This is a genomic window from Rhodococcus sp. ACPA4 (assembly GCF_002300185.1).
GTDB lineage: Bacteria > Actinomycetota > Actinomycetes > Mycobacteriales > Mycobacteriaceae > Rhodococcus_F > Rhodococcus_F globerula.
Genome location: NZ_NSDY01000001.1, coordinates 973286 through 997172, shown reverse-complemented (window position 1 = coordinate 997172; position 23887 = coordinate 973286). Strand labels below are relative to the sequence as shown.

Below are 23887 nucleotides of genomic sequence, written 5' to 3'. Positions count from 1 at the left end.
TCCGCCCGCATCAGAGTGATCAATGCCAATGACGGGAAGGAAGAAGTTGCGCGGGCCACCTGCCTGACTTGGTCAGGCGCGCCACTTCTTCATGGAAGATCTCTCCGATCTTGATCCCGAACCCGCGCGGCACTTTCAACTGTGCTGTTGCGGCCATGCCCAGCTTGTGACTCAGTGTCGGTTCACATATCGGCGCCCACCGCACTCGCCCGGCTTCGATCTCGATACCGCACGCAGATAGCGGTAGGACGCCGTAAGCAAGACCCGCTTCGATGAGATCCTTCGCGACTTGAAGTGAGTCGGTCGCAAATCGAGAGCTGAACTTAACGTCAAGCCGCAGAGCTGTGTTCTCGAGGGTATTGCCTATGCCAGTTCGAGAGCTGGGCAGTACCAGTGGAAAGCCCGCGAGTTCAGCGAACTTGATTGCACGATTCGGTTGTAAACCCGACGCCTGCCCACCGACGAGGACAAGATCCTCAACCAGAAGGTCGCTGTAGAACAGGCGCTCGTCCGGCACCGAATTGATAATCGCACTGTCGAGAGTATCTTTGAGCAACTCTTCGACAAGTTTGTCTGTAGGCGCAACTGTCACAAAGAAATTCACGTTCGGGAATGTCGCAGACAGGCTCCCCAGCAGTGGGGCGGCCAAGATGCCCGCAGCCGTCTCCGGCAGTCCGAGACGGTAGCCTCGCTCGACTCGTGCCAAGGGAGACCCGGCGTATTGGATCGCGAGTTCTAATTGGCGCAATGGTGCGGAAGTGCTCGCACGCAACCGTTCGCCCTCTTCGGTCAACTGCATCCCGCGAGCGGTCCGGACAAAGAGTGTCACACCGAGATCATCTTCGAGACGACGCACCTGACGGCTCAATGCCGGCTGAGCGATCCCGAGCACGCTCGCGGCACGAGTCATCGAGCCTTCGTCGGCGATACACAGAAAGTATTTGAGTCGATGCGTGTCCATGGTCGATCCAATTCTGCCAGCCATAGCAGTTTGATATGACTCAATGCCTGAAATCGGTATTGGCATTGAATGTGACTGCTGTCATAGCCTCGCTACAACGGAGTCCCAACGGAATGTATTCGGCTTCCACCACCGAAACGATGAGAGGAGACCTCAATGGAGGGACTGGAGCGGGACTGGTCCGATGTCATGGGTTTCGATCGGTTGCCCACCCATATTGTCGGGAAACGCGTGACCGAACTAATGGACCTGACCGGCAAGAAGGCGATTGTGATCGGCGCCGGTGGCGATGGTTTGGGTCAGGCCGTCGCAAATCGCCTTGCCGGACTCGGTGCAGATATCGCACTGGTCGGCCGGACTTTCGAGAAAGTGGAGCGGCGGGCGAAGGAGATCGAACAGCGATGGGGTGTGAACACCGTGCCGATCGCTGCTGACATGTCGGATTGGGATCAGGTTCATCGGGCGGTAAGGGATAGTCATGCCGCACTCGGCGGACTCGACATCATGGTCAACAACCCCGTCATGGTTGTTGCCGGCCCCTTCGAACAACATACGAAGGAAGATATCGACCACACGATGCTGGGCAGCCTGACAATGATGATGTATGGCGCGCACGCAGCGCTTGAATATCTGCTGCCGCAAGGATCGGGCAAGATCATCAACATCGGGGCCGTCGGAGGGCGAATGCAGCACCGCGGTCTGGTTGTCTACAACGCCGCTAAAGCCGGCGTGATCGGGTTTACCCGTAACCTCGCGCATGAAATGGCGCCTCGCGGTGTCAACGTGTTGGGTGTAGCTCCGGGCATCATGATCAAACCAGACATGAGGGAGTACCTCCTCGATCCTCAGAACGACAGGGAGCGCGCTGCACGTGGCGCCATCGTGGAGGCGATAGACAATTACGTGCAACTCGGCAGGGTAGGTCTGCCCGAGGAGATTGCCAACATGGTTGCGTACTTGGCTACGGAAGCTGCCGATTACATGTGCGGCCAGACCATTGATGTGGCCGGCGGGCAGTTCATGAACTGAGTCGCGCTCGTGCGGCCCCAAAGCCGGCATGCAAACCCTATCTCAAATTGATTGCACACCAACACTTTCGAATGAAATCATATCGCTGCCAGCGGTCTTCGCGGTGTTGATTCAAATGTCTCGAGCGGTTGACTCGACTCCGGACGCAGGTCCCGCATCAAGCGACAACTGTCGTCGGACCGTCACAACCCCATTCAACTGACAACTCAATGGAGAGGTCATTCATGTCTCTCATCAACGACATGCTGGACACCGCCGTTACACAAACCGGTCTCAACGATTTCGGTGACGACTCGTTCCGGGAAGGCCTCGACATCCTCCTCACCGCTCTCCGCGATGAAGCGAAGTTGAATGCCGTGGGTGAATCGTTCTTGCGCGACCGCATCATCTTGCACCTGACGCAGCGACTTCAGGTCGAGGACTGGTATCGGCGCCACCCAGAGATTGACGATGGTTCCATCAAAGCTCCACTGATTGGTATCGGCCTGCCTCGCACCGGATCAACAGCACTGTCGCTGCTGTTGGCTCAAGATCCCTCGGTGCGTTACATCAAGCGGTGGGAATCGTCACAACCGTGTCCACCTCCGTCAACGGTGCATGGGGTCGACCCGCGCATCCCGCCGGACCTGGGCGAGATGGTCGGTTCGAGGCATCATGTCCCCGTCGACACTCACGGGCCGATGGAGTGTCATGATCTGATGGCGCTGGACTTCAAGTCGCATATGTTCCATTCATTCGCTCAGATACCTTCCTATTCAACGTGGTTGATCGAAAAGGCAGACCTCACTCCGACATACGAGTATCAACGTCGAGTAATGAAGCTTCTTCAATGGGGCGAGCCGACCCGACATTGGCGGCTCAAATGTCCGTCGCACGTGATGTCACTCGAGCACCTCGATCGAGCTTTTCCCGATGCACGATACGTCATGACACATCGTGATCCGACCGATGTCATTCTCTCCGTGGCTGACCTGTTCGCCGACATCATCGCGGCGTTCACCGACGATGTCGACAAGCACTACATAGGCCAACTCAACGTCGAACATTTGTCACTGGGTATGGAACGAACATTGAAATTCCGCGCCGACGGTGCTGATGAACGGTTCTACGACATCGACTTTCGCGCCATGCAAGCCGATCCCATTGGTCAGGTCGAAGGCCTGTACGGATGGCTGAGAGAGCCGGTCAGCGCGCAGTTCGAAGATCAGATGCGTCAGTGGTGGACACGGGCCGCCGCTGAGCGTGAGCCCAGCATGCGCGCAGAACCGGCGGAATACGGGATCGATTTCGACCAGGTACGGCCACTGTTCACGCAGTACATGGACAGCGCCCACCGTTGGACCAATCGTCAAACCACTGAACAGTAAGGAAGATTGATGTCTGTAGATCTGACCGGCGGTATCGATCGCTCACGTGAGTACGTCTTTTCCGAACGCCCCGAGGATCCGGAGATGCGGGACTCGGTGAGTTTCTGGGTGCTCGACGATCGCGGCGAAGTTGGGCTGCCACGCATCGGGATCGAGGCCATCTCCAAGAACTGGGATGCGCACGACATCCAGGTCAATATTGCTTTTCCGGATGGACGAGTATTCCGGTTGCGCGAAACTGCCCCATCTGTGCCGGCCGCCGGTGTCGATGGACAGCCTACGGTGTTGGGCGCCGGTGGATTAGAGTTCCGCTGCCTCGAGCCGTTCGATACCTGGACGATGACATACGACGGGAAAGCAGTCCAGACCTCCTCTTCGGACCTGGTAGACGGCAACACGGATGGCCCACTGGTCAATGTCAGCTTCCACGTCGAAGCGAAAATGGCCGTTCCACCGTGGGTGCAGGGAGCGCTGCTCAGCGAGGCAAGTGCTCAGCTGACATCGTCGGTAGAAGGCGGCCTCATGGGCGGCCCCCGCTACGAACAGTTGTTCCGCGCTACCGGTCGCGTGGCAGTAGATGACGGCGAGGAGCACCGTTTCACCGGAACCGGTCTGCGGATCCGCCGCCAAGGCATCCGCAAGCTCGAGGGATTTTGGGGGCACTGCTGGCAGTCGGCAGTATTTCCCAGCGGTCGCGCGTTCGGCTACATCGCGTATCCGCCACGCGACGACGGACAACCCACTTTCAACGAAGGCTACATCTTCAATGGTGAAGGCAAACTGATCCCGGCGCGAGTCGTGCAGGCTCCGTGGCTGACTCGGTTGAGGCCGGCAGGCGAGGACGTCTCGCTTGTCCTCGAGACTGCTGACGAGACATTCAGCATCGAGGGCGAAACGATGTTCGGCGCACACGACGTTCATCACAACGACAAGACGTATTCGGCGCAAGGACTCCAAACCAATTTCCCGTCGGTACACCAGGCCGGGGTGCGCTACAGGTGGGACGGCGAGCAAGCCTACGGAATGCTCGAACGCTCCAACCCTCTGAACAAAATCTCCGTGGACTGACTCCGCGCCGCTGTCGAGCTCTGGTCGCCGAGATCTCGAATTTCACTCGGCTGAGCCACTGTCAGTGTGACCGCTGCCGGCCGTACCCGCTTCGAATAGTGCGACACCGCTGAATATATCGACGGTCAAGCGAAGGCCAAACTGCACCCTCTCACGCAAGCAACCCGGCGGTGACAGCGGCGAGGTCACTAGGCACTCGCCAGTGACCAGACGACTGCGCCACGAAAGACACTCTGTCCGTTACGTATACACGATCTCACCCATCTGTCTGGGAATACTCCACGAGAAGGCAAGCCCATATGAAACAACTGACACATCTCGAGCGCCTAGAGGCGGAAAGCATTCAGATATTCCGAGAGTCGGTGTCCGAGAGCGAAAATCCGGTGATGTTGTACTCGGTCGGCAAGGACAGCGCGGTGATGCTTCATCTGGCGATGAAAGCATTTCATCCCTCGAAACTGCCGTTTCCCTTGCTTCATGTCGATACAACCTGGAAGTTCCGGGCCATGTACAAGTTTCGCGACACGATCACAGAAAAGCTCGGCGTTGATCTGATCGTTTACAAGAACCCCGAGTGTGTCGAGAAGGGCATCAATCCGTTCGATCACGGCTCCGCCACTCACACCGACATGTGGAAAACGGAGGGGCTCAAGCAGGCGATCGACCTCCACGGCTTCGACCTGGCCTTCGGAGGTGCCCGCCGAGACGAAGAAAAGTCTCGCGCCAAGGAGCGAGTGTTCTCGATTCGCACTGCCCAACATCGGTGGGATCCGAAACAACAGCGCCCCGAACTGTGGAGTCTCTTCAACGCGCGCAAGGCGCCGGGTGAGAGTGTCCGGGTCTTCCCCTTATCGAACTGGACCGAACTGGACATCTGGCAGTACATCCACCGGGAAGACATTCCTATTGTCCCGCTGTACTTTTCATCTCCACATCCAGTCGTCGAGCGCGACGGAACACTCATCATGGTCGACGACGATCGAATGCCCCTGTCGCCGGGAGAGGTACCGGTGACCAAGAACGTCCGGTTCCGAACGCTCGGCTGTTACCCACTCACCGGTGCTGTCGAGAGCAACGCGTCGACGCTCACCGAAATCATTCAGGAAATGCTCCTTACAACGAGCTCGGAACGGCAAGGTCGTGTGATCGACCACGATGCGAGCGGATCCATGGAGCGTAAGAAGCAGGAAGGCTACTTCTGATGGCGCACTCAGTCAACGACCTTGTCGCAAACGGCATCGACACGTATCTCCAACTGCACGAGTCCAAAACGATGCTGCGGTTCATCACGTGCGGCAGCGTCGACGATGGCAAGAGCACACTCATCGGGCGGCTCCTGTACGACTCGAAACTTGTTTTCGCAGACCAACTTGCAGCCCTCGAGAACGACTCGAGGAAGGTGGGCACCCAGGGAGACGAACTCGACTTCGCGCTGCTGCTCGACGGGCTGACCGCCGAACGGGAACAAGGCATCACGATCGACGTCGCCTACCGTTATTTCTCGACCGAGCGCCGCAAATTTATCGTGGCCGACACTCCGGGTCACGAGCAGTACACCCGGAACATGGTGACCGGTGCATCGATGGCAGGCGTTGCCGTGATCCTCGTCGACGCGCGGAAAGGAATCCTGACCCAGACCCGACGGCACGGCTACCTCGTGTCGCTACTCGGCATACGAAATGTCGTTCTCGCGGTCAACAAGCTCGATCTCGTCGACTTCTCCCAAGAAGTATTCGACGATATCGAAACGCAGTACCGGGCCTTTGCGACGGAGGTCGGTCTCGACGACATCGTCTGCATTCCGATGTCCGCCCTGCGTGGTGACAACATCACGGAATGCAGCCCGAACACCCCCTGGTACTCGGGACCGTCCCTGATGGAACATCTCGAAACAGTCGAGATCGCCGATGACATTCAGACGCGCCCTTTCCGCCTACCCGTGCAGTGGGTCAACCGGCCTAATCTCGACTTTCGCGGTTTCGCCGGTCAGATAGTGGGCGGCACAGTGAATTCGGGCGATCGTATTCGCATCCTTCCCTCGGGCGCAGAAAGCACCGTCGCCCGGATTCACACAGCCGACGGCGACCTCGATCAAGCGGTCGCAGGCCAATCCGTCACTATTGTTCTCGCCGACGAAGTCGACGTGAGCAGGGGCGACGTAATAGCTGCAGCCTCGTCTCCACCAGCCGTGTCGGATCAGTTCGAGTGTCACCTCGTCTGGATGAGCGAGGAGCCGATGCTTCCCGGCCGGCAATACCTGATGAAGATCGGGACCCGTACCGTCGGCGCGAGTGCAGCTCAGCCCAAGTACAAGGTCAATGTCAACACTCTCGAGCAGACAGCTACACGCACTCTCGAACTGAACGAGATCGGAGTGTGCAATCTCAACCTCGACCGACAGATTCCATTCGACCCGTACACCGAGAACCGGGAAATGGGTGGCTTCATCCTGATCGATCGTTTCACCAACGCGACAGTGGCAGCAGGGATGCTCCACTTCGCGCTGAGGCGAGCCGACAACGTCCACTGGCAGGCCGTCGAGGTGAATCAGCAGGCCCGTGCTCGACTGAAAGGCCAACGCGCGGCGCTTGTCTGGTTCACCGGCTTGTCCGGTGCAGGAAAGTCGACCATCGCCAACCTTGTGGAACAGCGACTATTCGACCTCGGCTTTCACACGTATCTCCTCGACGGTGACAACGTCAGGCACGGACTGAACAAAGATCTCGGTTTCACCGATGCCGACCGTGTGGAGAACATCCGCCGCATCGCGGAAGTCTCCCGGTTGATGGTCGATGCTGGAACCATCGTCCTGGCGTCGTTTATCTCTCCCTTCCACGCGGAACGTCAGTTGGCACGTGATCTGATCGGCGATGGCGATTTCGTCGAGGTCCACGTTGACGCGTCTCTCGAGGTGGTGGAGGCCCGAGACCGAAAGGGACTGTACGCGAAGGCAAGGCGGGGCGAACTGTTGCACTTCACCGGGATCGACTCACCGTACGAACCGCCTGAGGCACCGGATATTCGACTTGACGCAAGTGGCGATATCTCAGCCGAGGCATCGGCTGAGCTCGTAGTTGCCCATCTGCGCGCGGCGGGCATCCTTGCACCGGAAATGGATGTGTGAACTTTCATGGACGATCACACACTCGCCGCAACGCTGGCTGCAGAAGCCGGCGAATTGTTGCTCGAGATCCGCGCCGAAGGTGGCGCGGTGGGAGACAAACGAGCCAACGAACTCCTGCTTCGCAGGTTGGCGGAACTGCGTCCTGATGACGCAGTGCTGTCAGAAGAAAGCGCGGACAATCCGATTCGACTCGAACGTGATCGCGTCTGGATCATCGACCCCCTCGACGGAACACGGGAATACGGCGAGCCCCCACGAAGCGACTGGGCGGTGCATGTCGCGCTCGCCGTCAACGGGAGGGCATCGGTCGGAGCCGTGGCACTGCCCGGGGCTGATCTTGTGTTGCACACAGGAGATCCGCGCGGTGTTCCGCCCGCACGGACGCGGCCACTGCGCCTTGCGGTCTCCCGGACCCGCCCGCCGGCATGTGTCGATCACCTCGCCGAGCACTTGGGCTCGACCCTGGTTCCGATGGGTTCGGCCGGAGCCAAGGCGATGGCGGTGCTGCGGGGCGAGGTGGACATCTACGCGCACTCCGGCGGTCAGTACGAGTGGGACTCCTGCGCACCGGCCGCCGTCGCCGCAGCATCGGGCTTGCACGTCTCTCGACTCGACGGCGCACCGTTGCGGTACAACATGCCCGATCCTTACCTGCCGGACTTGCTTATCTGCCGTGCAGAAGTGGCCGAGATGGTACTCGAAGTGCTACGTAGTCAAACGATTTCAGACGTCCGACCATAATCTGGCGCATACCAGCTTGCCATTCGAGGGCTCCCGAGGTTCACCAACAGATGTCAGAGGCAATGATGGCTCGATCCAGATCCTTCCTGACCGCAACAGTCGCTGCGACCATTTCCGCCACGCTCATCCTGAGTGGATGTAGTGGCTCAGCCTCCGATACCGGTGACCGGAACGCAACCACTGCTGGCGAGCCGGTGCTCGGTGGCATCGCTCGCATCTTGCAACCGGCTGAGCCTCGGTCGCTCGATCCGGCGGCACTGACCAACAGTTGGGCACACCAGCCCGTGATCGGCAATGCCCTGTACGGGACACTGATGATCAACGACACCGTCACCCTCGAGATCGAATACACGATGGCCACGGACTTCTCCACCACCGACGACGGAACCAATTTTGTCTTGACGCTGCAACCAGGCTTGACGTTCACTGACGGCAACCCGCTCGACGCCGCAGCGGTCAAGTTCAATTGGGACCGCCTACGCGACCCTGCCCTGGGATCGACCTCGATCCGCCAGGCCGCACAGGTCACCTCGACCGAGGTCGTCGATGCAACCACACTGAAGGTCGCGCTTGTGTCCGCCAATCCGAACTTCGCCCAGGGGCTGATCAACACCGGCATGAACTGGATCGCCTCCCCGACCGCCTGACAGAAGGGACAAGGCGAGTTCGACAAGGCACCGATCGGTGCGGGCCCGTTCACCCTGGCCAAGTGGACCCGCCAGGACACGATCGAACTCGAGAAGAACCCGCGGTACTGGGATGTGCCGAAGCCTTATCTCGACGGCATCACGATTCGAATGCCGGCCGATAGTACTCAACGGGTCAACACGATCACGACCGACGGTGCGGACCTGTCTTCGGAAGCTAGTTGGATGACCTTGTCCAAGGCCGAGGAGGCGGGGTTCTCGACCGAGGTCGTGCCGACTGGGGGTGGACAGTTCATAGCAATGAATATTCGCCGGGCGCCTATCAACGACGAACGGGCCCGTCAGGCAGTCGTTCTGGCTGCCGACACCGACGCTCTCAACTCGTCCGTCTATAGCGGCAAAGGCCAAATCGCACAGACACTGTTCCCTGAGTCCTCACCGTTTTACACGGACATCTCGTTGCACACTCAAAACAAGGAGAAGGCACAGAAACTGTTCGACGAGTTGGCCGCGGAAGGTAAGCCGGTCACTTTCACCTTTCTGTCCTACCCGACCACGGAGAGCAAGTCGCTCGGCGAGAGCCTGCAGGCGCAGCTGAGCGCATTCAAGAACGTTCAGGTCCAGGTCGAGGTCGCGGACTATGCCGCCGTCACAGCACGAGCAGGTTCTCGCGACTTCGACACGATGATCTCGACCGCCGTCATCGCTGACCCTGACTACGCATTGTGGACCGCATTCCACGGCCTGTCCCCCGGTAACTTCACCGGCATCAACGACCCGGAACTCAATGCCGCACTTGACGCCGGTCGCACCAGTACGACAGTAGAAGGACGCAAGACAGCGTACGAAACCGTGCAGGATCGACTCGTCGCTCTGACTCCGGTCCTGTGGACCATCCGACCCGCACCTTCGGTCATGGCGGGCAAGAACCTGCGTGGTATCGAGATGTACGCCTTGGGTTCACCACTGCCCGAGGAGCTTTGGTTGCAGAAATAGCCAACCATCGGCCACCGCATGACTGACGTTCTTGTTCCCAACGCAGCACACATGCACTCCGATTGGCACTACACCGCGATAAACGGTCTGTACGCGTCGTGTTCATCGACGACATCACGAGCCTTGACGGCCTGGAACCCTACCTCGGGTTCGGCGAGTCGCAATCGACGCGGACTTGGCCAACCGACGACCGAGATGCCGAATGCGGTCGACACGCACCGGCTGCTCGGAGCCGGTGATACTGAGAGAGAGCAGAACTCGGCCGATCGGATCGAAGATCGGTGCGGCAAGGGCTTTGAATGCAATCTCATCCGAGTCCGACAGCTCATCGAACGAGATGAGAACCTCGTCGACCTTCTGGAGCATCTCGGCGAGGTTCTGCTCCGCATCGTTGTCCGTCGGCTCACTCCGCAGCCGTTGAAATGCACCAGTCACGTCCGGAGAGGGTATCGCGGGCATGACGCTGAAGCCCCGTGTGCGCACCTCCAGGAGGAAGCTGCGGTAGCGCTCGGAACGGTCGGGAGTGACGTCGCCGCGTTCGAGCCACGCAGAGACGTCGTCGTCCCAGGCCACGAACACGGCGCCGATCGGTGCGAGCAGCGGTGAGCGGTCGCCGACGTAGGCGATGCTCGAGGTGAGTGGCTCCGGGCCGCGACGGGCGAGGAAGATGACGTCTGTGCCAGCGATACCGGAGAGCCCGACCTCGACATCGAGCTCGAGCGACAAGACCTCGGCCTGTTCAATTGCCGCTTCGATCGCCGGGTGTTGTTCGAGCGCAGCGAACCCAGTTGCCGCCAGCGCAGGCCCCAGCACGTAGGTGCGATGAACGGGGTCGCGGATGAGGAACCCGGAATCACACAGCACGGCCAGCGTGGCGTGGGCCGAGGCGATATTCATTCCGAGATGCTGCGCGAGCTCGCTGATCGTGAAACCCCGCGACGGGTGGGCAGTGAGGAACGAAACGATATTCACAGCACGGACGGACGCGGGTGCAGCTCGGGCCATGCGGTAAACATATCGGACGTCTACCTCGAAAACCATTTTTCAGTGAAAATGATTTTGTTATAACAAGGTCGGCATTAGACCCAGCGCGCTTGCCGAAGCACTCCCGCAGTTTGCGTCAATATAGCGGCCTGGCGAACCCACACTCGACCTTCATGTCCGCTCTTCGAGGTCCGCGTCGTGAGCCGCCGCCTCACCTCGGTCCAGACCGGTCAGTTCATCGATCTCCGCGGGCTCGAGCGCGAAACCGAATACATCCAGGTTCTGCGCTTGCCGTTTCGGATCCACTGATCTCGGCACCGCGACGATGTCTTGCTGCACATGCCAGCGCAGCGCGATCTGAGCTGGTGTCCTGCCGTACTTTTCGGCCAGAGCGACAACGATGGGTTCGCGCAGAAGGGTGCCGTCACTACCGAGCGGGCTCCAGGCCCCAGTCACGATTCCGTGGCGCGCGTGACACTCACGCGTCTGCAGCCGCGCCAGCGTGGTGTTGAGTTGAATCTGATTGACCGCCGGTACCTGCCCAGTCTCCGAGATGAGACGTTCGAGGTGCGCGGGTTTGAAGTTGGATACGCCTACCGACCGGATCAACCCCTCGTCAACGAGATCGAGCATGGCCGTATAGGTTTCGACGTAACGGCCCAGGCGAGGCCGCGGCCAGTGAATGAGGTACAAATCAAGATACTCGAGGTCGAGCTCCGTAAGTGACCGCTCGAGCCCGCCCCGAACGTCCCTCGAATCCTCGTCTTTACCCTGGATTTTCGACGTGACGAACATTTCCGACCGCGCAACACCGCTGCGATTGACGGCCGCGCCGACTGCCTTCTCGTTGCTGTACGCGGCGGCGGTGTCGAGGTGGCGGTAGCCAACCTCGATCCCCGACGCGACGGCACGCTCGGCGTCGGCACCGGTCAGTGGCCAGGTGCCCAGTCCGATTCGAGGGAGAACGGCCCCGGAGTTCAGGGTGATAGTGCTAGGGGTCAAAGTCATGGGGAGCTTTCCGCATTCGGCGACATAGGTGTGTGGATAGGGTCGGATATCAATCAGATACTCTTCAGGATGTCTCGTCGCGGCGCCCTGAGTTGGCGGACACAGACGAGCGCAATACGGTGCCGGGAACGCCAAGTCCGGGCGGACCGATGGCACGGAAGATCAACACCCCACGTCGACGGCCGAGTGTGTCTATCCGGTTGGGCAGGTCGGGCGGCACTGCGGGCCCGATGCGAATGCGAATACGCCCATCGGGGTCCGGTGCGGCACTGAGGTCGTGGACTCCGGCGCCGGGCAGCGCTTCGAGCCAGTGGCTGTACGCGTGCAACGACCAATAGCCGGTCAGGCCGGAGGGCGCGAGAGCCTCCAGCCATTCGCCTTCGCCGAGTTCGTAGTATCCGAAGAAATACTCGGTATCGGCATCGCCGCGAGCAGCCTCGGCAATGCTCGGGTGGGGAGGTGCGAAGCGATTGGGCGTCGTACTGATCAGTCGCGCCCATTCGATGTACTGGCGGACGGTGCGAAGCGTTCGTTGTGCGGCCTGTTCCAGAGCGCCGGCGGAACCCCCCGCCTGGAGTCCGTGATCGGAGTGCCCTGCGCCACCCGTGAGGGTCAGGCTGACCGGCCGACCCTCAGGACTGCGATGCAGAGTGCGCACCAGCAGGACTCGGCAATCGGGTTGGATCGGCAGGCGTCCGTTGCCCTTAGCGCCCGCCACCAGATCGAGCGCGAAGCACCCGTCCGGACCCAGTTGTGCGGGTTCGAAGCTCGCCTGGCCCGCCGCCAGGAGCGCTCCGCCCACGCCGATCGAATAGAGGCCAACCGCCACCCGCTCCGAGTCGTGCAAGCGGCCTTCCAATCGGTAGCGCCGCGCCGGATCAATAGGGGCACTGCACAGTAGATAATCGGGATTGGGCCCGCCCATGGTGGGCACCGACCGCGTCAGACCCCCGGCGGTCAGTTGGTGGCGGAGAAAGTTGTCAGTGAGACTACTGGTCACAACGCGGGCCAGGCAGCCTTCACTCTCGACACCGGTGACCGAATCGGGTGCGGCGGCAGACAACTCGGATCGAGCCATCGCTACGGCAGCATCGAGTGCCATCCACCCTGCCTGGCCGTCAGACATTCGAGCGATCCGTTCCCAGTCCGACCTGCTCACGTGGAATACCGAATCGACACATATACCTGCCGAACTGCTCCGCCACCATGTCACCGTCTAGACCGAAATCCTCCAGGGCATAGGGATTGGAGCCACGTGAGCCCTTCGGATTTCTCGAGTACCAGTCGGCCACTGCCTCGCGTACCGCCGGTGGAGAATCGAGATCGAGTGCGCTATGCACCTCCGCCATCACTGTGATTGGGTCGTCGACCAAACGGTAGTAGTCGACATGCGTCGCCCGCGTGCCATCAGGAGAATCGCTGAACGTCATGATCCGGTCGACGTGACGCTGGATGAAGTCGAGCATTTGTCGGCCGACAAGATGTGGGTCGACCGGAGAGTTCGAACGGGACTCACGGAGTTTGAGGGTCATCTTCGAGATGGAAGCCAGAATTTGTACCGGATCCCGATGGGTGATCACGAAGCGCGCGTCCGGATAGACCTCGAGGATTGCATCCGTCGCGATGACATGGTTCGGATGTTTAAGGGCCCAGCGGGGCCGCGGGGTGCGCCATTGCAGGAGCTGCAATTGCCTCTTGTGCACGCGGTATGCCGGGGTGAGATCCGTTGACATCAGGTAATCGAAGTACTCCGGCACGTTCATGAGATTGTGAAAACCGGCCGACGAGTAGCTCTGTTCGAGGAAGGCGTGACATTCCTCGGGCCCGTCGGCATCCGAGAGGTGCATTGCATCGAACCCCGCAATTCGGTGTGTCTTGCGTCGTTCGGCTTCGGCCGCCTTGCGGCGACGTACGGACCCCGGATCAGCACCGGGGGGCGGTGAGGGCTCGCTGACCTCCCATGTACGGATGAGGCGGAACCTCTCGTCCCGGTCGAACAGATACTGGAAGAACGTTGTACCCGAACGGGGCAGGCCGCACAGGAACACCGGATCCGCGATGACTTCATCGGCGATCTCGGGATGCTTGCCCAGCCATTTGAGACCCTCCAGCCGGTCGGCCGTCCTGGCCACCAGCGAGCTACCGACAGAGGCCTCGGACCCGAACGTCAGGTCGGCGGTCGCGTTGATTGCCGCCACCAGGTGATCGAGATTGGGGCTCAGCAAATCGGCCTCGGGGTCCGAAATCCCAACGCGCGTTTCCGCTTCGGTTGTGATGGCACCGGCATTCAGCATCTACATTCCCCTCGTTGGCCAATTGAGAACTCGAATTGTGAACTACACAAACGTTATTGACAGGTAGAAGCGAAGGCGGAAAATGATTGCGCAGCGCGCGGGCGAGTGACGCTCCGCATACGTAAGCCTGTCACGAGTGATGAATGCAACCATATTGACGTAATACTAGAATTGCAATAGCAAAATTCAGATACGCAGTTCGAGGCCGGATTGACCAGACATAGCACTCGAGAAGAATCGGCTGTTTGCTGAGCATCGATGACGACCTGCAGGACTCCTAGGTCACCTCCGACATCGGCGACTGTACTTCTCACGACGGCCACGTCCTTGTCGAGAAAATGGCTGACAGCGCTGGTGAATGCCGAGACCGACCCTCTCGCAGCAATATTCCCCATGACATGACAGGCAGCGGATCCATAGGGCAACGCTTTCAGCAGTGTCGCTTCGTTGATACCGAGCTGCCGTCCGAGGTCGGCCGCTTCGGCGAGCAACCCGATCTGCGCCGCGAACAATGCATTGTTGACCAGCTTCACACGCTGCCCTGCGCCCACCGGGCCAACATGGAGCACCGGATCGCCATAGCTCCGCAAAACTGGACTGACTCGCGCTACTGCGTCATCGGCCCCTCCCACAAACAGGGTTAATCGGCCGTCCGCAATATCGTGTGGTCCGCCACAGACCGCAGCATCGAGCACATCGATGCCAAGGAACTCGACCCTGGCGGCGATGGCCTCGACCGTGTGTGGACTACCCGTGGTGTGTACGACCAAGACGGATCCCCGCGGCATCCCGGTCAGAAGTGTGCCGTCGAGACAGATCTCCCGAACTTGCTCGTCGGTGTACACGCACATGACAACCACGCCGGCGCCCTCACCGATCTCGGCGATACCGGAGACAGCAATTGCAATAGATACGAGGGCATCGGGGTGAGTTACTCACTCGAGAGGCAGCGCTCGTGCTCCTCCCCCACGGATCCGCCGCAGCAGAATCTTCGTGGACGCACTTTCGTTGGGTGCGGCCGGTGAACTCATCGCGGGTTCGACGATTCAACGCCCGTCGAGAGCGCCTGGCGGTTCGCGGGCCTGGTAACGGATAGCGCGAAGCAATCAGCGGTTGTATCGCACCCCCGCGATGGCGCCGCCGTCGACGAGCAAGTCCGTGCCGCTAATGAAACTCGCGGTGGGGCCGAGCAGAAATGCGACTGCGTCAGCGATGTCGTCGGGCGTACCGACGCGTCGTGTGGCAGACCCGGCAACCATGGCACGCATCCCTGCTCCACTGTCACCGGCGAGTTCCGCCTGCCCCATCGGGGTCGAGATGACACCGGGGCTGATCGAATTGATGCGTGCACCCCGCGCACCCCAGGACGCACTCGCTGCCTGCACGCGGAAGTGGTTGCCGCGCTTGGCCAGGCTGTAACTGCGCCCGGGATCAGCATCGGCATCGACAAACGGAAGGTCGAGCAGATCACCCGATGATGTCGTCGCCAGTGCCCGCTCCTGCTCCGCATCAAGTGGCGCGGCAAAGTATCCGGCCATACTCGATATGACTACGCCCGCTCCACCCGAGGCGATGACACGCCCGAATTCCTCCAGCACCAACGCAACACCCAGTAGGTCGACGTTCAAGACGGCTGATGTCGATGCATGAACCGGCGACACACCCGCAGTGTGGACAACATCGGTGACCGCTCCAAGATCGGCTGCGGCGCCTGCGAGTGCAGCCACCGACGGGCCGGACGAGACGTCGACTTGCTGAGTAACCACGTTATGACCCTCGCCGGTCAATTGCGCTGCAACAGATTTCAATACAGCCTCGTTGAAGTCAGCGAGCAGCACGGTCTTTCCGGCTCCCTGCCGGCGAGCGATTGCTTGCCCCATCCCACCAACACCGATTACTACCAACACATTCGAACCCACGACAGCCTCCTTTTGATCAGGACTATTCAGTTACTTCGTGATCCACAACTCTTCAGGCAACTGTGATCCAATTCCATACAGTTCGATGCCGTGCACGTTCTTTCCTGTGACCACCGACGTTGCCGCTCGCACGTACCAGAGTCCGGGTGTCAGAGCGACGATCCGTTTCTGCACGATCTCGTACGCCTCCTTACGCTCGTCCACCGATTCGGCTATGCGACCGGCGTAGAGTGCGTCGTTGAGTTCCGGGTCGTTGATACCTGTGAGATTGCGCTGCGAACTGCCGTGAAAGTTGGACCACAGCTCTGCGTCCGGATCCTGAATCATCGCCCCTGTGGCAATCATGTCGTAGTCGTGCGAGCCGTAAATAGCCAGGCCTGCAGCAAAGTCGACGACATCAACCTTGACATCGACATTGTCGAAGGCGCTTAGTTGGGCCTGCAATCCTTCCGCCCCAGCCTTGTTCTCCACTGTCGAAAAAGATGTGTAGGTGAAGGACACCGGCTTACCCTCCGCGGCCAGCTCGTCGAACAGTTTCTGTGCTTGTTCCTTGTCTGTCTTCTTCAGCGGGATATCCGCGTGGAACGGTGATGTCTCCGGGAACAGCGTCTCCGGAACCTGCCCTTTGCCGTCGTTGACGGCGAGATCCAAGGCATCGAGATCCGTTGCCAGTGCGACCGCTCGGCGCGCACGCTCGTCGTTGAACGGGGCTCGCCGGAAATTCATTGCCATGTATTGACCGCCGCCCGTCGGCGCCGTCGTGACGGGGAATCCGGCAGCTCTTGCCATCGCCAGGTTTCGCCAACTGATTTCCGAGGTCAAGTCGGCACCACCGGTCATTACCGTGTTGGTTCGCTGGCTGCTGTCGTTCGCTGTGCGGAGAACAATGTTGTCCAAGTATGGTTTTGGAGAATCCCAGTAGGTGGGGTTCTTCGCAAATTCCATTCTGTCCTGACGCGACCACGCTGTCAGAATGAATGGACCGGCACCGATCGGGGCCGCATCGAACGCAGTCTGCCCCCTCTGAAGTGCTGTCGGGGACGCAATCCAGTTCATCGCGTTTGTCATCAACGTCTGCGCAAAGTGCGGGTTAGGCGCATCCATCCGCACAGTCAAGGTCGTGGAATCGGCGACCTCCGTCGCATTGACCTGGGCCGCCATGGCGAGCGAACTCGATCCCAACGCAGGATCTGCCAACCGATCCCAGTTGAACTTCACGGCCGCGGCATCGAGTGGTGTTCCGTCCGAAAACTGTAAGCCCGGACGGAGTTTCAGAGTGAACGTGCTTCCACCGTCGGTGGTGGTGAAGTCCTCGGCCAGCTTGTACTCGATGTCGAAAGACTCGACATCGTTGCTCATCAGGGTTCCGTACAACGCATTCCCCATGAATGCGTGATTCGCCCAGTTGTTCGTCAGCCCTGCCGGGTCGAGAGTCCGCGGCTCATTGACCTGGATAACACGTGCGTCGCCGCCCGGCACAGGCTCTCCAACGGTGGATAACTCGCCCTGGCTGTCGGCACCGGAGCTGCTACAAGCGGTCAGCACGAGTGCCGTCGAACAGGCAGCGGCGAGTGCCGCGGTCAGGAAGCGGGTGCGTCGAATCATCATCGACCTCTCTGGTGTAGTCAGAGCAAGGGAAACTTATCGGGCCGCAGTCGAGCGCGTCCAGGGCGCCACGGGCGTGGAGAGACCACGATCCGGCGACGTCATGTCGACCCGCAATCGCGTCAACTCCATACGCTTGATCTGCCATCGGCCGTCGATATCGAGCTCATACTCTTCGTGATAATGTCCCCAGCCTTTGAGCGACAGCCCGCGGTGAACATCTTCGACCCAGTCGTACATGGCCCAGATGCCCGTCGCCGTTCCGTCGCAACTCACAACAATTTCGGGAGTGTGCCCCTGGTGCACAGTGATTGCCGACGCCAGGCTGCGTGATATGTACTCGACGAACTCGTCAGCGCCGACGATTGTCGGTGTTCGGTAGCTTCCCGCGGGGCTGATGACCGACGACGGACTGTCGGCAGCTGATGTCTGCAACAATTGCCGGACGCTCTCATGCGATTGCTCGTCGACGAAAAACTGCAGGTTGTCGGCAAATAGCGAACGAAAATCGTCCCATTGCTTTGTGTCCAGGGTGCGAAAGTAGCGCGCCTTCAGGCTCATCAACTCGAGGATGTCTTCGGATGCAGTAATGGCTGTGCCTTTCCTTGTGCACTTGCTCGCGGTCGATTTCCGCAAAGCTCTAACGCAGAAGGGAACCTGGCCGCACCAAGCCGCGCGGACGAACCACGCCGAGTTCGAGATGCGTGATCACTCCCGGTGGCGCATCGCAGACATCGGGGATGGCGTTGGCGCCGATGTATCCGGTCCACGGCAGAGCGCCGCTGTCATCTTGGTCGTTGTTGATGCCACCTCGGGAAATGTTCAGTTCCAGTCCCGGATCGCCCTCGATGACCACGCGGTACCCGGTGTCGTCCCCGCAATCCCACCGAGGCTCGATGGCATCACCCATGATCCAGAAACCGTGGAAGGTGATCAGTGGCGCACCGTCGGCCCACGCGGTCCATTCGTAATGCTGCCCGGCTACTGTTCCAGCCTCGACGAGACCCCCGGGGTAGGCGATGTCCGCTGTGGCGGTGGCCAATTCCAGTGTTGTTGTGATGTCGGTGATCGTCGCGCCGAGGGTGTGGGCGATCATTTCCATCGACTGTGCGTAGATGTGATGGGTGTCTGCCGAACGACTCGGGTTGGCAAGAACATCGTCGGGTGCGCGCCCGAACCCCATGGCTGGGATGTAATTGGATGGGTACGCGAGAAAGTTGACGGTCTCGTACACATGAATGCGGTCGATCCGGCTCATCAGACGAATCAAGGTCAGCGGCAACAGATCACTCATGTAGCCCGGATGCAGACCGGACCCGTGAAATGAGGTGCCACCTTCTTGGCCGGCTGCCTCGATCGTGTCGAGGTACTCACGGGTGCGCTCAGTCCGGAAGAATGGGCCCAGCGGGGTGACCACGTTCTTGCCGGACCGCAGCAACCGACAGACCATCTCGAGGTCCGGGAGCGTCCCCTGTGGCGCAAAATGCACACAGTCTGCGTCCAGAGCGACAATGGCATTGACGTCGTCCGTTGCGATCACACCGGTGTCGGGCAGACCTGCGAGCTCACCGGCATCCTTGCCGACTTTGTTGGGGTTGGTGACCAATACACCGACCAGCTCGAACGCCGAGTTCTCGACGAAATGGCGAATCGACTGGCGGCCGACCTTTCCTGTGGCCCATTGGATCACGCGGTAGGTAGGCGCTGCCTGCGAGGTCGTCATCGGGCTCCTATGCGTGTCGGGTCACTCAACGTAGCACGACACAAGATCACCCCTCTTGAAAATGAGAATGACACTCCGCTGTCGATCACGTCGGGGGTCACTATCTCGAACGTGCGCAATCCGCTGGCGAGGCCGAGCATGAGCGTGACAACGAGTCGGGACCGCACCTCTGCCCCCGAATCGTCGCCGATGGCGGCAGCGATTCTCGGAACGAACCCAGCCGTCATCTTCTCCCGTGCCGCCGCGCGGTCGGGAGCTTCCTGAAGGATGAATGGTGCGATCGCCCAGTACTCGAATTCTCCCGCGTCACGCCGTTCGACCAGAGCGCGCCCCTGCCCCGAGCTGATCGATCACGGAAAGATCAGTAGCGCAACCTATCCGGATGACCCGACAGTAAAGGGCCACGCCTCTGAAGGATTATTGCGGCGGACGTAGTTCACCGAGCTGCCCTGTCATGGCTGCCAGACCCACTCCGAGAAGCCCGATGGCCATGAATCCGCAGATCAATGCAAGTACGCCGACGATCAGGAACTGAGCGACCAACCCGCGCGAACGCGTCGTGCCGAGCGGCCCCAACTCACCCCGACAGAATCCTTGTGCCGGAGCCGAATACTCGACTGCCCGAGCCGTTCCGGGAGGAATGATCGCAGCGCAGCGTCCGATCGTTGATTTCAGCGATCTCAGCCTGCGTTCATTGACATACACGTCGATCGACAGTGGCTCCGCATCCGAAAATGCCACTCTGTGTGCACCCCACGGCAGTGCTTCGGCCCTGCCGTTGATCGTGACAATCGGATGATACGAGGCGCCCCACAACAGCGCGAGCTTCGCCCGCTTCAGCACGATCAGAACGGTCCCCGGATCCGATCCGACGCTGGAATACGACTCGATCTCACTCACGTCGGCATTCCATCCTGTAGTCCAGCCATCTATCGGCCCAATGTACCGGTGCCACGACCGTCATCGAAATCGCGCAGCACCCGCTTGTCTGCACCATCAAGCACCACTAGGGCGCGACCGACGATCTGAGTACGACCGGCGACAATGGGGGCTGAAGAACGTCCTCCATTGCGTCGAGCGGCACCGGTTCGTCAACGAGAGTTGCCCACGGATATTTCTCACTCGTCGCTGCGAGGAACGCGACAGCCTGACCGAGATGCCGCGGTTCGTAATTGTGCACACCAGTGATGGTCAGCCACCGACGAACAACATCCTCCGGGTCCACTGCAACGGCAGGGCCCGGGCTGACTGATCCGGCGAGTACAAGACGACCTCCGAGGTCGAGGCGTTGCAGGGCGGCGTTCACTGCAGCCGGGGCACCGGAGAAGTCAATTGCAATGTCAGTGAGCAACCGATCATCGCCGTCGGAAGCACCGAACTGATGAGATTGACTTTGCCGCAACGGATTCGGATCGACCATCTGCACTACGGCACCGGCCTCGGTTGCAGCAGCGGCAGCCGTGACACCAAGCATCCCAGCCCCGTAGATCAGCACTCGTTTGTCAGTGAGATCCCCCGCCGCTTCGAGCGCTGCCATCACGGTCGCGGTTGCACACGCTGCCGGTGCGGCCACCGCGTCGGGCAATGAATCGGGAACCAGCGAGATCGCGGTCCCGCTCGGCAGAACGATATGTGCGGCGTACGACCCACTCAATGTCCATGGCCCTAGCGCTGATTCGTGCCCAACCTTGCGCACGTTCACGCATTTGGCAGTGAAACCCTTGGCGCAGCGTGGGCAGCGATGGCACGGGACCGTCACCGACCACACGACTCGGTCACCGACAGCGAGTGGGCGCACGCACTCCCCCACCACCTCAGGGTTTGCCCGACCTCCGATGGCGACCACTCGCCCGACGGCTTCGTGCCCGAGAATCGACGGGCATGGCGCGTCACGCCGCCCGGACACGGTATGGAGATCGCTGCCGCAGACCGTAGCGAGGCTGACACGGACGAGGACATCCCCCGGACCCAGTTCGGGAATCTCCAGTTCCCGGATGTCGACGCCATCGCGTGTCCATACGGCTGCCCGCGTCAAACGAGGAGTGATCTGATCCATCCGGAAATCCTTTCCACGATGTAGACGATGACAAAAATGACGATGACGATCGCGCCGGCAATCTCGAAGTTCAGAGTGCGAATCGACTCGAACAGCAGAAATCCGACGCCGCCGGCACCGACGATGCCCAAGACGGTCGACGTGCGGATGTTGACGTCGAGTAGATACAGACTGGATCCGACGATCGAAGGAATAGATTGTGGCAGAACAGCACTGAAGATTCGATTCCACCAACCGCCACCCACCGAGGTGACTGCGTCGAGCGGCCCCGGGTCGATCTCCTCGACAGCGTCGGCAACAAGTTTGCCCAGAAATCCCACCGAGCCGATCGCCAGGGCGCACGTACCCGCCACCGGGCCAAGCCCGACGGCCGCAACGAACACGACGGCGAGAATGAGTTCGGGTACGGCACGCACCACGACGATCCACGCCCTCGCGAGCCAATAAAGTACAGGATGCGGCGTCGCATTGGCAGCAGCGAGGATTCCGACCGGGATCGAAAGTCCGACGCCGATAGCCGTGGATACGACGCCGATCGCAACAGTCTGGACGGTGGCGTCGAGCAGTTCGGCACCGAGCGAGGAGAAATCGGGCGGCACCATGCGCCCGAAGACCTCCACGGAAGGCCCAACCCACGTCAACAGCGCTCGGGGGTCGATCTCGAGTACGACAAACGAGGCGATGCAGGACGCGATCAGCAACGTCGAAGCACCGATACGCATCGCTCGATCACGGCGGGGTCCACCGATCGACGGGACAAGAAGCGTGCGCCGTACAGTGATCGCAACCAATTCCATCGCGGCGATGATGGCCAGAATGACGAGCACGATCCCCAGGGCGCGCGGGTAGATCAGCCCCCGCAACGCATCTTGTAGCGCAAACCCGATTCCGCCGGCACCGACAAATCCGAGAACCACCGACATGCGCAGGTTGATGTCGATGCGGTAGACGAACGCGCCGATCCAAGCGGGAACAACCTGGGGTACAACAGCATTGATCATTTCACGCAAGTATCCGGCGCCGGTGGCTCGGATCGCTTCCCGCGGTCCGCTGTCGGTTTGCTCGATGGCATCGGCAAACAACTTGCCGAGCATGCCGATCGAATGCAGCGCCAGCGCAAGAATCCCGGGGAGGACACCGATCCCCAGTGCTCGGACGAACAGCACTGCGAACAGTAGGTCGGGCATGGCCCGACAGAACGTGATGACGGCCCGCGCGACGCTGTACACCCACGGATGCGGAGTCGTATTGCGCGCAGCGAGGAAAGCCAAGGGAATGGAAGCGATCGCGGCCAGGACAGTACCAAGCACGGCCATCAGCAGCGTGTCGAAGGCGAGCGAGACGATACGCCCGGTGTCGTCCACGCGGGGCGGGAGCATGCGTCCGAGTAGGCGCTGAACATCTTCGAGGCCGTCGATCAGTGTCGCGGGTGCAAAGTTGATGTACTGCGCCGACAGAAGCGTCGCAACCACTGCAGCCACACTCAACGCGGGTAGTAGCCAACGTCTATTTCGCGTAACTGTCTGCGGGGAATCAGTTTTCGGTGGTGGTTGACCGAGCGTGGTGGTCACGTCGATCCCACAACCGACAGCGCGTCACGCTCGGGTGCGAGGCGTTGATAGATCGGCATGACATCCTCGCGTAACAGCCCGCTCGCCGGACGATCGAGAACTACTTCTCCATCGCGAAGGCCGACGAGCCGGTGTGCCCAGCCCAGCGCGAGGTCGACCTGATGGAGCGTGCACACGACGGTCAGCTGTTCCTCGGTGCACACCCGCTGCAGCAGATCCATGACAACACCGGCGTTCTCCGGGTCGAGCGAGGCCACCGGTTCGTCGGCGAGCACGATGCTCGGCCGCTGCATCAGGGTGCGCGCGATGGCCACGCGCTGTTGCTGTCCGCCGGAGAGGGTATCGGCGCGGCGCTCGGCCAGATCTGCGAGTCCAACCCGGTCGAGGCAGTTGAGAGCCTCGATGCGCATCGACTTCGGATACGTCAGCGTCCCGTAGCGCGGGATGCGCAGTCGTCCGAGACCTCCGACGAGAACATTCTCGAGACAGCTGAGGCGTCCGACGAGATTGAAATGCTGGAAGATGAATCCGATGTTCTTGCGCAGTTCCCGCACGTCACGCGCCGGAGCTGAGTCGATGCGGGTGCCCAGCGCGGTAACGCTGCCAGAGGTGATCGGATGGAGTCCGTTGATGCAGCGCAGCAGCGTGGACTTGCCGGAGCCCGAAAGACCGAGCAGCACGAGCATTTCACTGCGGTGCACGTCGAGGTTGACGTTCTGGAGTGCGGTGGTGGAACCGAAGGTCTTCGTGACGTCGCGTGCGCTGATGACTATGTCGTTCGGGGGTGTCGGCAT

Annotated in this window: 20 protein-coding genes and 2 pseudogenes; 7 read left to right on the top strand and 15 right to left on the bottom strand. The window is 60.5% G+C overall.

Annotated features, from left to right (window positions below):
- Nucleotides 1-19: 19 nt before the first annotated feature.
- Complete coding sequence (locus tag CJ178_RS04685; protein WP_095886236.1) at nt 20-961, bottom strand: LysR family transcriptional regulator; 942 nt, start codon at nt 959-961, stop codon at nt 20-22.
- Between the two features lie 156 nt (nt 962-1117).
- On the opposite strand from CJ178_RS04685, the gene CJ178_RS04680 reads away from it, so the two are divergent.
- From CJ178_RS04680 to CJ178_RS04650, 7 genes and pseudogenes are all read left to right on the top strand, one after another.
- The gene (locus tag CJ178_RS04680; protein ID WP_095886235.1) at nt 1118-1990 is read left to right on the top strand and encodes an SDR family NAD(P)-dependent oxidoreductase; all 873 of its coding nucleotides are present in this window, start codon (nt 1118-1120) and stop codon (nt 1988-1990) included.
- Between the two features lie 224 nt (nt 1991-2214).
- The gene (locus tag CJ178_RS04675) at nt 2215-3357 is read left to right on the top strand and encodes a sulfotransferase family protein (protein ID WP_095886234.1); all 1143 of its coding nucleotides are present in this window, start codon (nt 2215-2217) and stop codon (nt 3355-3357) included.
- 9 nt (nt 3358-3366) lie between these two features.
- The gene (locus CJ178_RS04670) at nt 3367-4425 is read left to right on the top strand and encodes a hypothetical protein (RefSeq protein ID WP_095886233.1); all 1059 of its coding nucleotides are present in this window, start codon (nt 3367-3369) and stop codon (nt 4423-4425) included.
- Nucleotides 4426-4658: 233 nt separating this feature from the next.
- A complete protein-coding gene (cysD, locus tag CJ178_RS04665; protein ID WP_257013346.1) occupies nt 4659-5627 on the top strand; it encodes a sulfate adenylyltransferase subunit CysD in 969 nt (322 codons plus the stop codon).
- Nucleotides 5627-7549, top strand: coding sequence for a sulfate adenylyltransferase subunit CysN (cysN, locus tag CJ178_RS04660; RefSeq protein ID WP_095886231.1), 1923 nt, complete (start codon nt 5627-5629; stop codon nt 7547-7549). The genes cysD and cysN overlap by 1 nt, the downstream gene beginning before the upstream one ends.
- A gap of 6 nt (nt 7550-7555) precedes the next feature.
- Nucleotides 7556-8290 carry a 3'(2'),5'-bisphosphate nucleotidase CysQ gene (locus CJ178_RS04655; RefSeq protein WP_095886230.1) on the top strand — a complete coding sequence of 245 codons (735 nt, stop codon included), beginning with the start codon at nt 7556-7558 and terminating at the stop codon, nt 8288-8290.
- A 50-nt stretch (nt 8291-8340) separates the two neighbouring features.
- Nucleotides 8341-9933: pseudogene (locus CJ178_RS04650) on the top strand (ABC transporter substrate-binding protein).
- 114 nt (nt 9934-10047) lie between these two features.
- On the opposite strand, the gene CJ178_RS04645 reads toward CJ178_RS04650, so the two are convergent.
- The 14 genes and pseudogenes from CJ178_RS04645 to phnC all read right to left on the bottom strand — a co-directional run bounded on the left by CJ178_RS04645 (nt 10048) and on the right by phnC (nt 23887).
- Nucleotides 10048-10938, bottom strand: a complete 891-nt coding sequence (locus CJ178_RS04645; protein WP_095886229.1) for an IclR family transcriptional regulator — start codon at nt 10936-10938, stop codon at nt 10048-10050.
- A 150-nt stretch (nt 10939-11088) separates the two neighbouring features.
- Nucleotides 11089-11925: an aldo/keto reductase gene (locus CJ178_RS04640; protein ID WP_095886228.1), complete on the bottom strand. Its 837-nt coding sequence runs from the start codon at nt 11923-11925 to the stop codon at nt 11089-11091.
- A gap of 64 nt (nt 11926-11989) precedes the next feature.
- On the bottom strand, nt 11990-13051 hold the full coding sequence (locus tag CJ178_RS04635) for a hypothetical protein (protein ID WP_143547496.1): 1062 nt from the start codon (nt 13049-13051) through the stop codon (nt 11990-11992).
- Nucleotides 13044-14219 carry a sulfotransferase family protein gene (locus tag CJ178_RS04630; RefSeq protein WP_095886226.1) on the bottom strand — a complete coding sequence of 392 codons (1176 nt, stop codon included), beginning with the start codon at nt 14217-14219 and terminating at the stop codon, nt 13044-13046. Before CJ178_RS04630 ends, CJ178_RS04635 begins: the two co-directional genes overlap by 8 nt.
- Nucleotides 14220-14458: 239 nt before the next feature.
- Nucleotides 14459-15124: pseudogene (locus tag CJ178_RS04625) on the bottom strand (NAD(P)-dependent oxidoreductase); the annotation flags it as partial.
- A gap of 201 nt (nt 15125-15325) precedes the next feature.
- Nucleotides 15326-16138, bottom strand: coding sequence for an SDR family oxidoreductase (locus CJ178_RS04620; RefSeq protein ID WP_095886225.1), 813 nt, complete (start codon nt 16136-16138; stop codon nt 15326-15328).
- Nucleotides 16139-16168: 30 nt separating this feature from the next.
- Nucleotides 16169-17743 (bottom strand): ABC transporter substrate-binding protein, encoded by a 1575-nt coding sequence (locus tag CJ178_RS04615; RefSeq protein WP_095886224.1) that lies wholly within the window; start codon nt 17741-17743, stop codon nt 16169-16171.
- Between the two features lie 36 nt (nt 17744-17779).
- Nucleotides 17780-18379, bottom strand: a complete 600-nt coding sequence (locus tag CJ178_RS04610; RefSeq protein ID WP_257013002.1) for a nuclear transport factor 2 family protein — start codon at nt 18377-18379, stop codon at nt 17780-17782.
- Nucleotides 18380-18383: 4 nt separating this feature from the next.
- Entirely contained in the window at nt 18384-19466 is a 1083-nt protein-coding gene (locus CJ178_RS04605) for an NAD(P)H-dependent amine dehydrogenase family protein (RefSeq protein ID WP_095886222.1), read from the bottom strand.
- The gene (locus CJ178_RS33695) at nt 19463-19789 is read right to left on the bottom strand and encodes a TetR/AcrR family transcriptional regulator (RefSeq protein WP_373557468.1); all 327 of its coding nucleotides are present in this window, start codon (nt 19787-19789) and stop codon (nt 19463-19465) included. The genes CJ178_RS04605 and CJ178_RS33695 overlap by 4 nt, the downstream gene beginning before the upstream one ends.
- 94 nt (nt 19790-19883) lie before the next feature.
- Entirely contained in the window at nt 19884-20366 is a 483-nt protein-coding gene (locus CJ178_RS04595; protein ID WP_092808122.1) for a hypothetical protein, read from the bottom strand.
- A 106-nt stretch (nt 20367-20472) separates the two neighbouring features.
- Nucleotides 20473-21522 (bottom strand): zinc-binding dehydrogenase, encoded by a 1050-nt coding sequence (locus CJ178_RS04590; protein WP_095886220.1) that lies wholly within the window; start codon nt 21520-21522, stop codon nt 20473-20475.
- Nucleotides 21498-23093, bottom strand: a complete 1596-nt coding sequence (phnE, locus tag CJ178_RS04585; protein WP_095886219.1) for a phosphonate ABC transporter, permease protein PhnE — start codon at nt 23091-23093, stop codon at nt 21498-21500. Before phnE ends, CJ178_RS04590 begins: the two co-directional genes overlap by 25 nt.
- Nucleotides 23090-23887 carry a phosphonate ABC transporter ATP-binding protein gene (phnC, locus tag CJ178_RS04580; protein WP_095886218.1) on the bottom strand — a complete coding sequence of 266 codons (798 nt, stop codon included), beginning with the start codon at nt 23885-23887 and terminating at the stop codon, nt 23090-23092. The genes phnE and phnC overlap by 4 nt, the downstream gene beginning before the upstream one ends.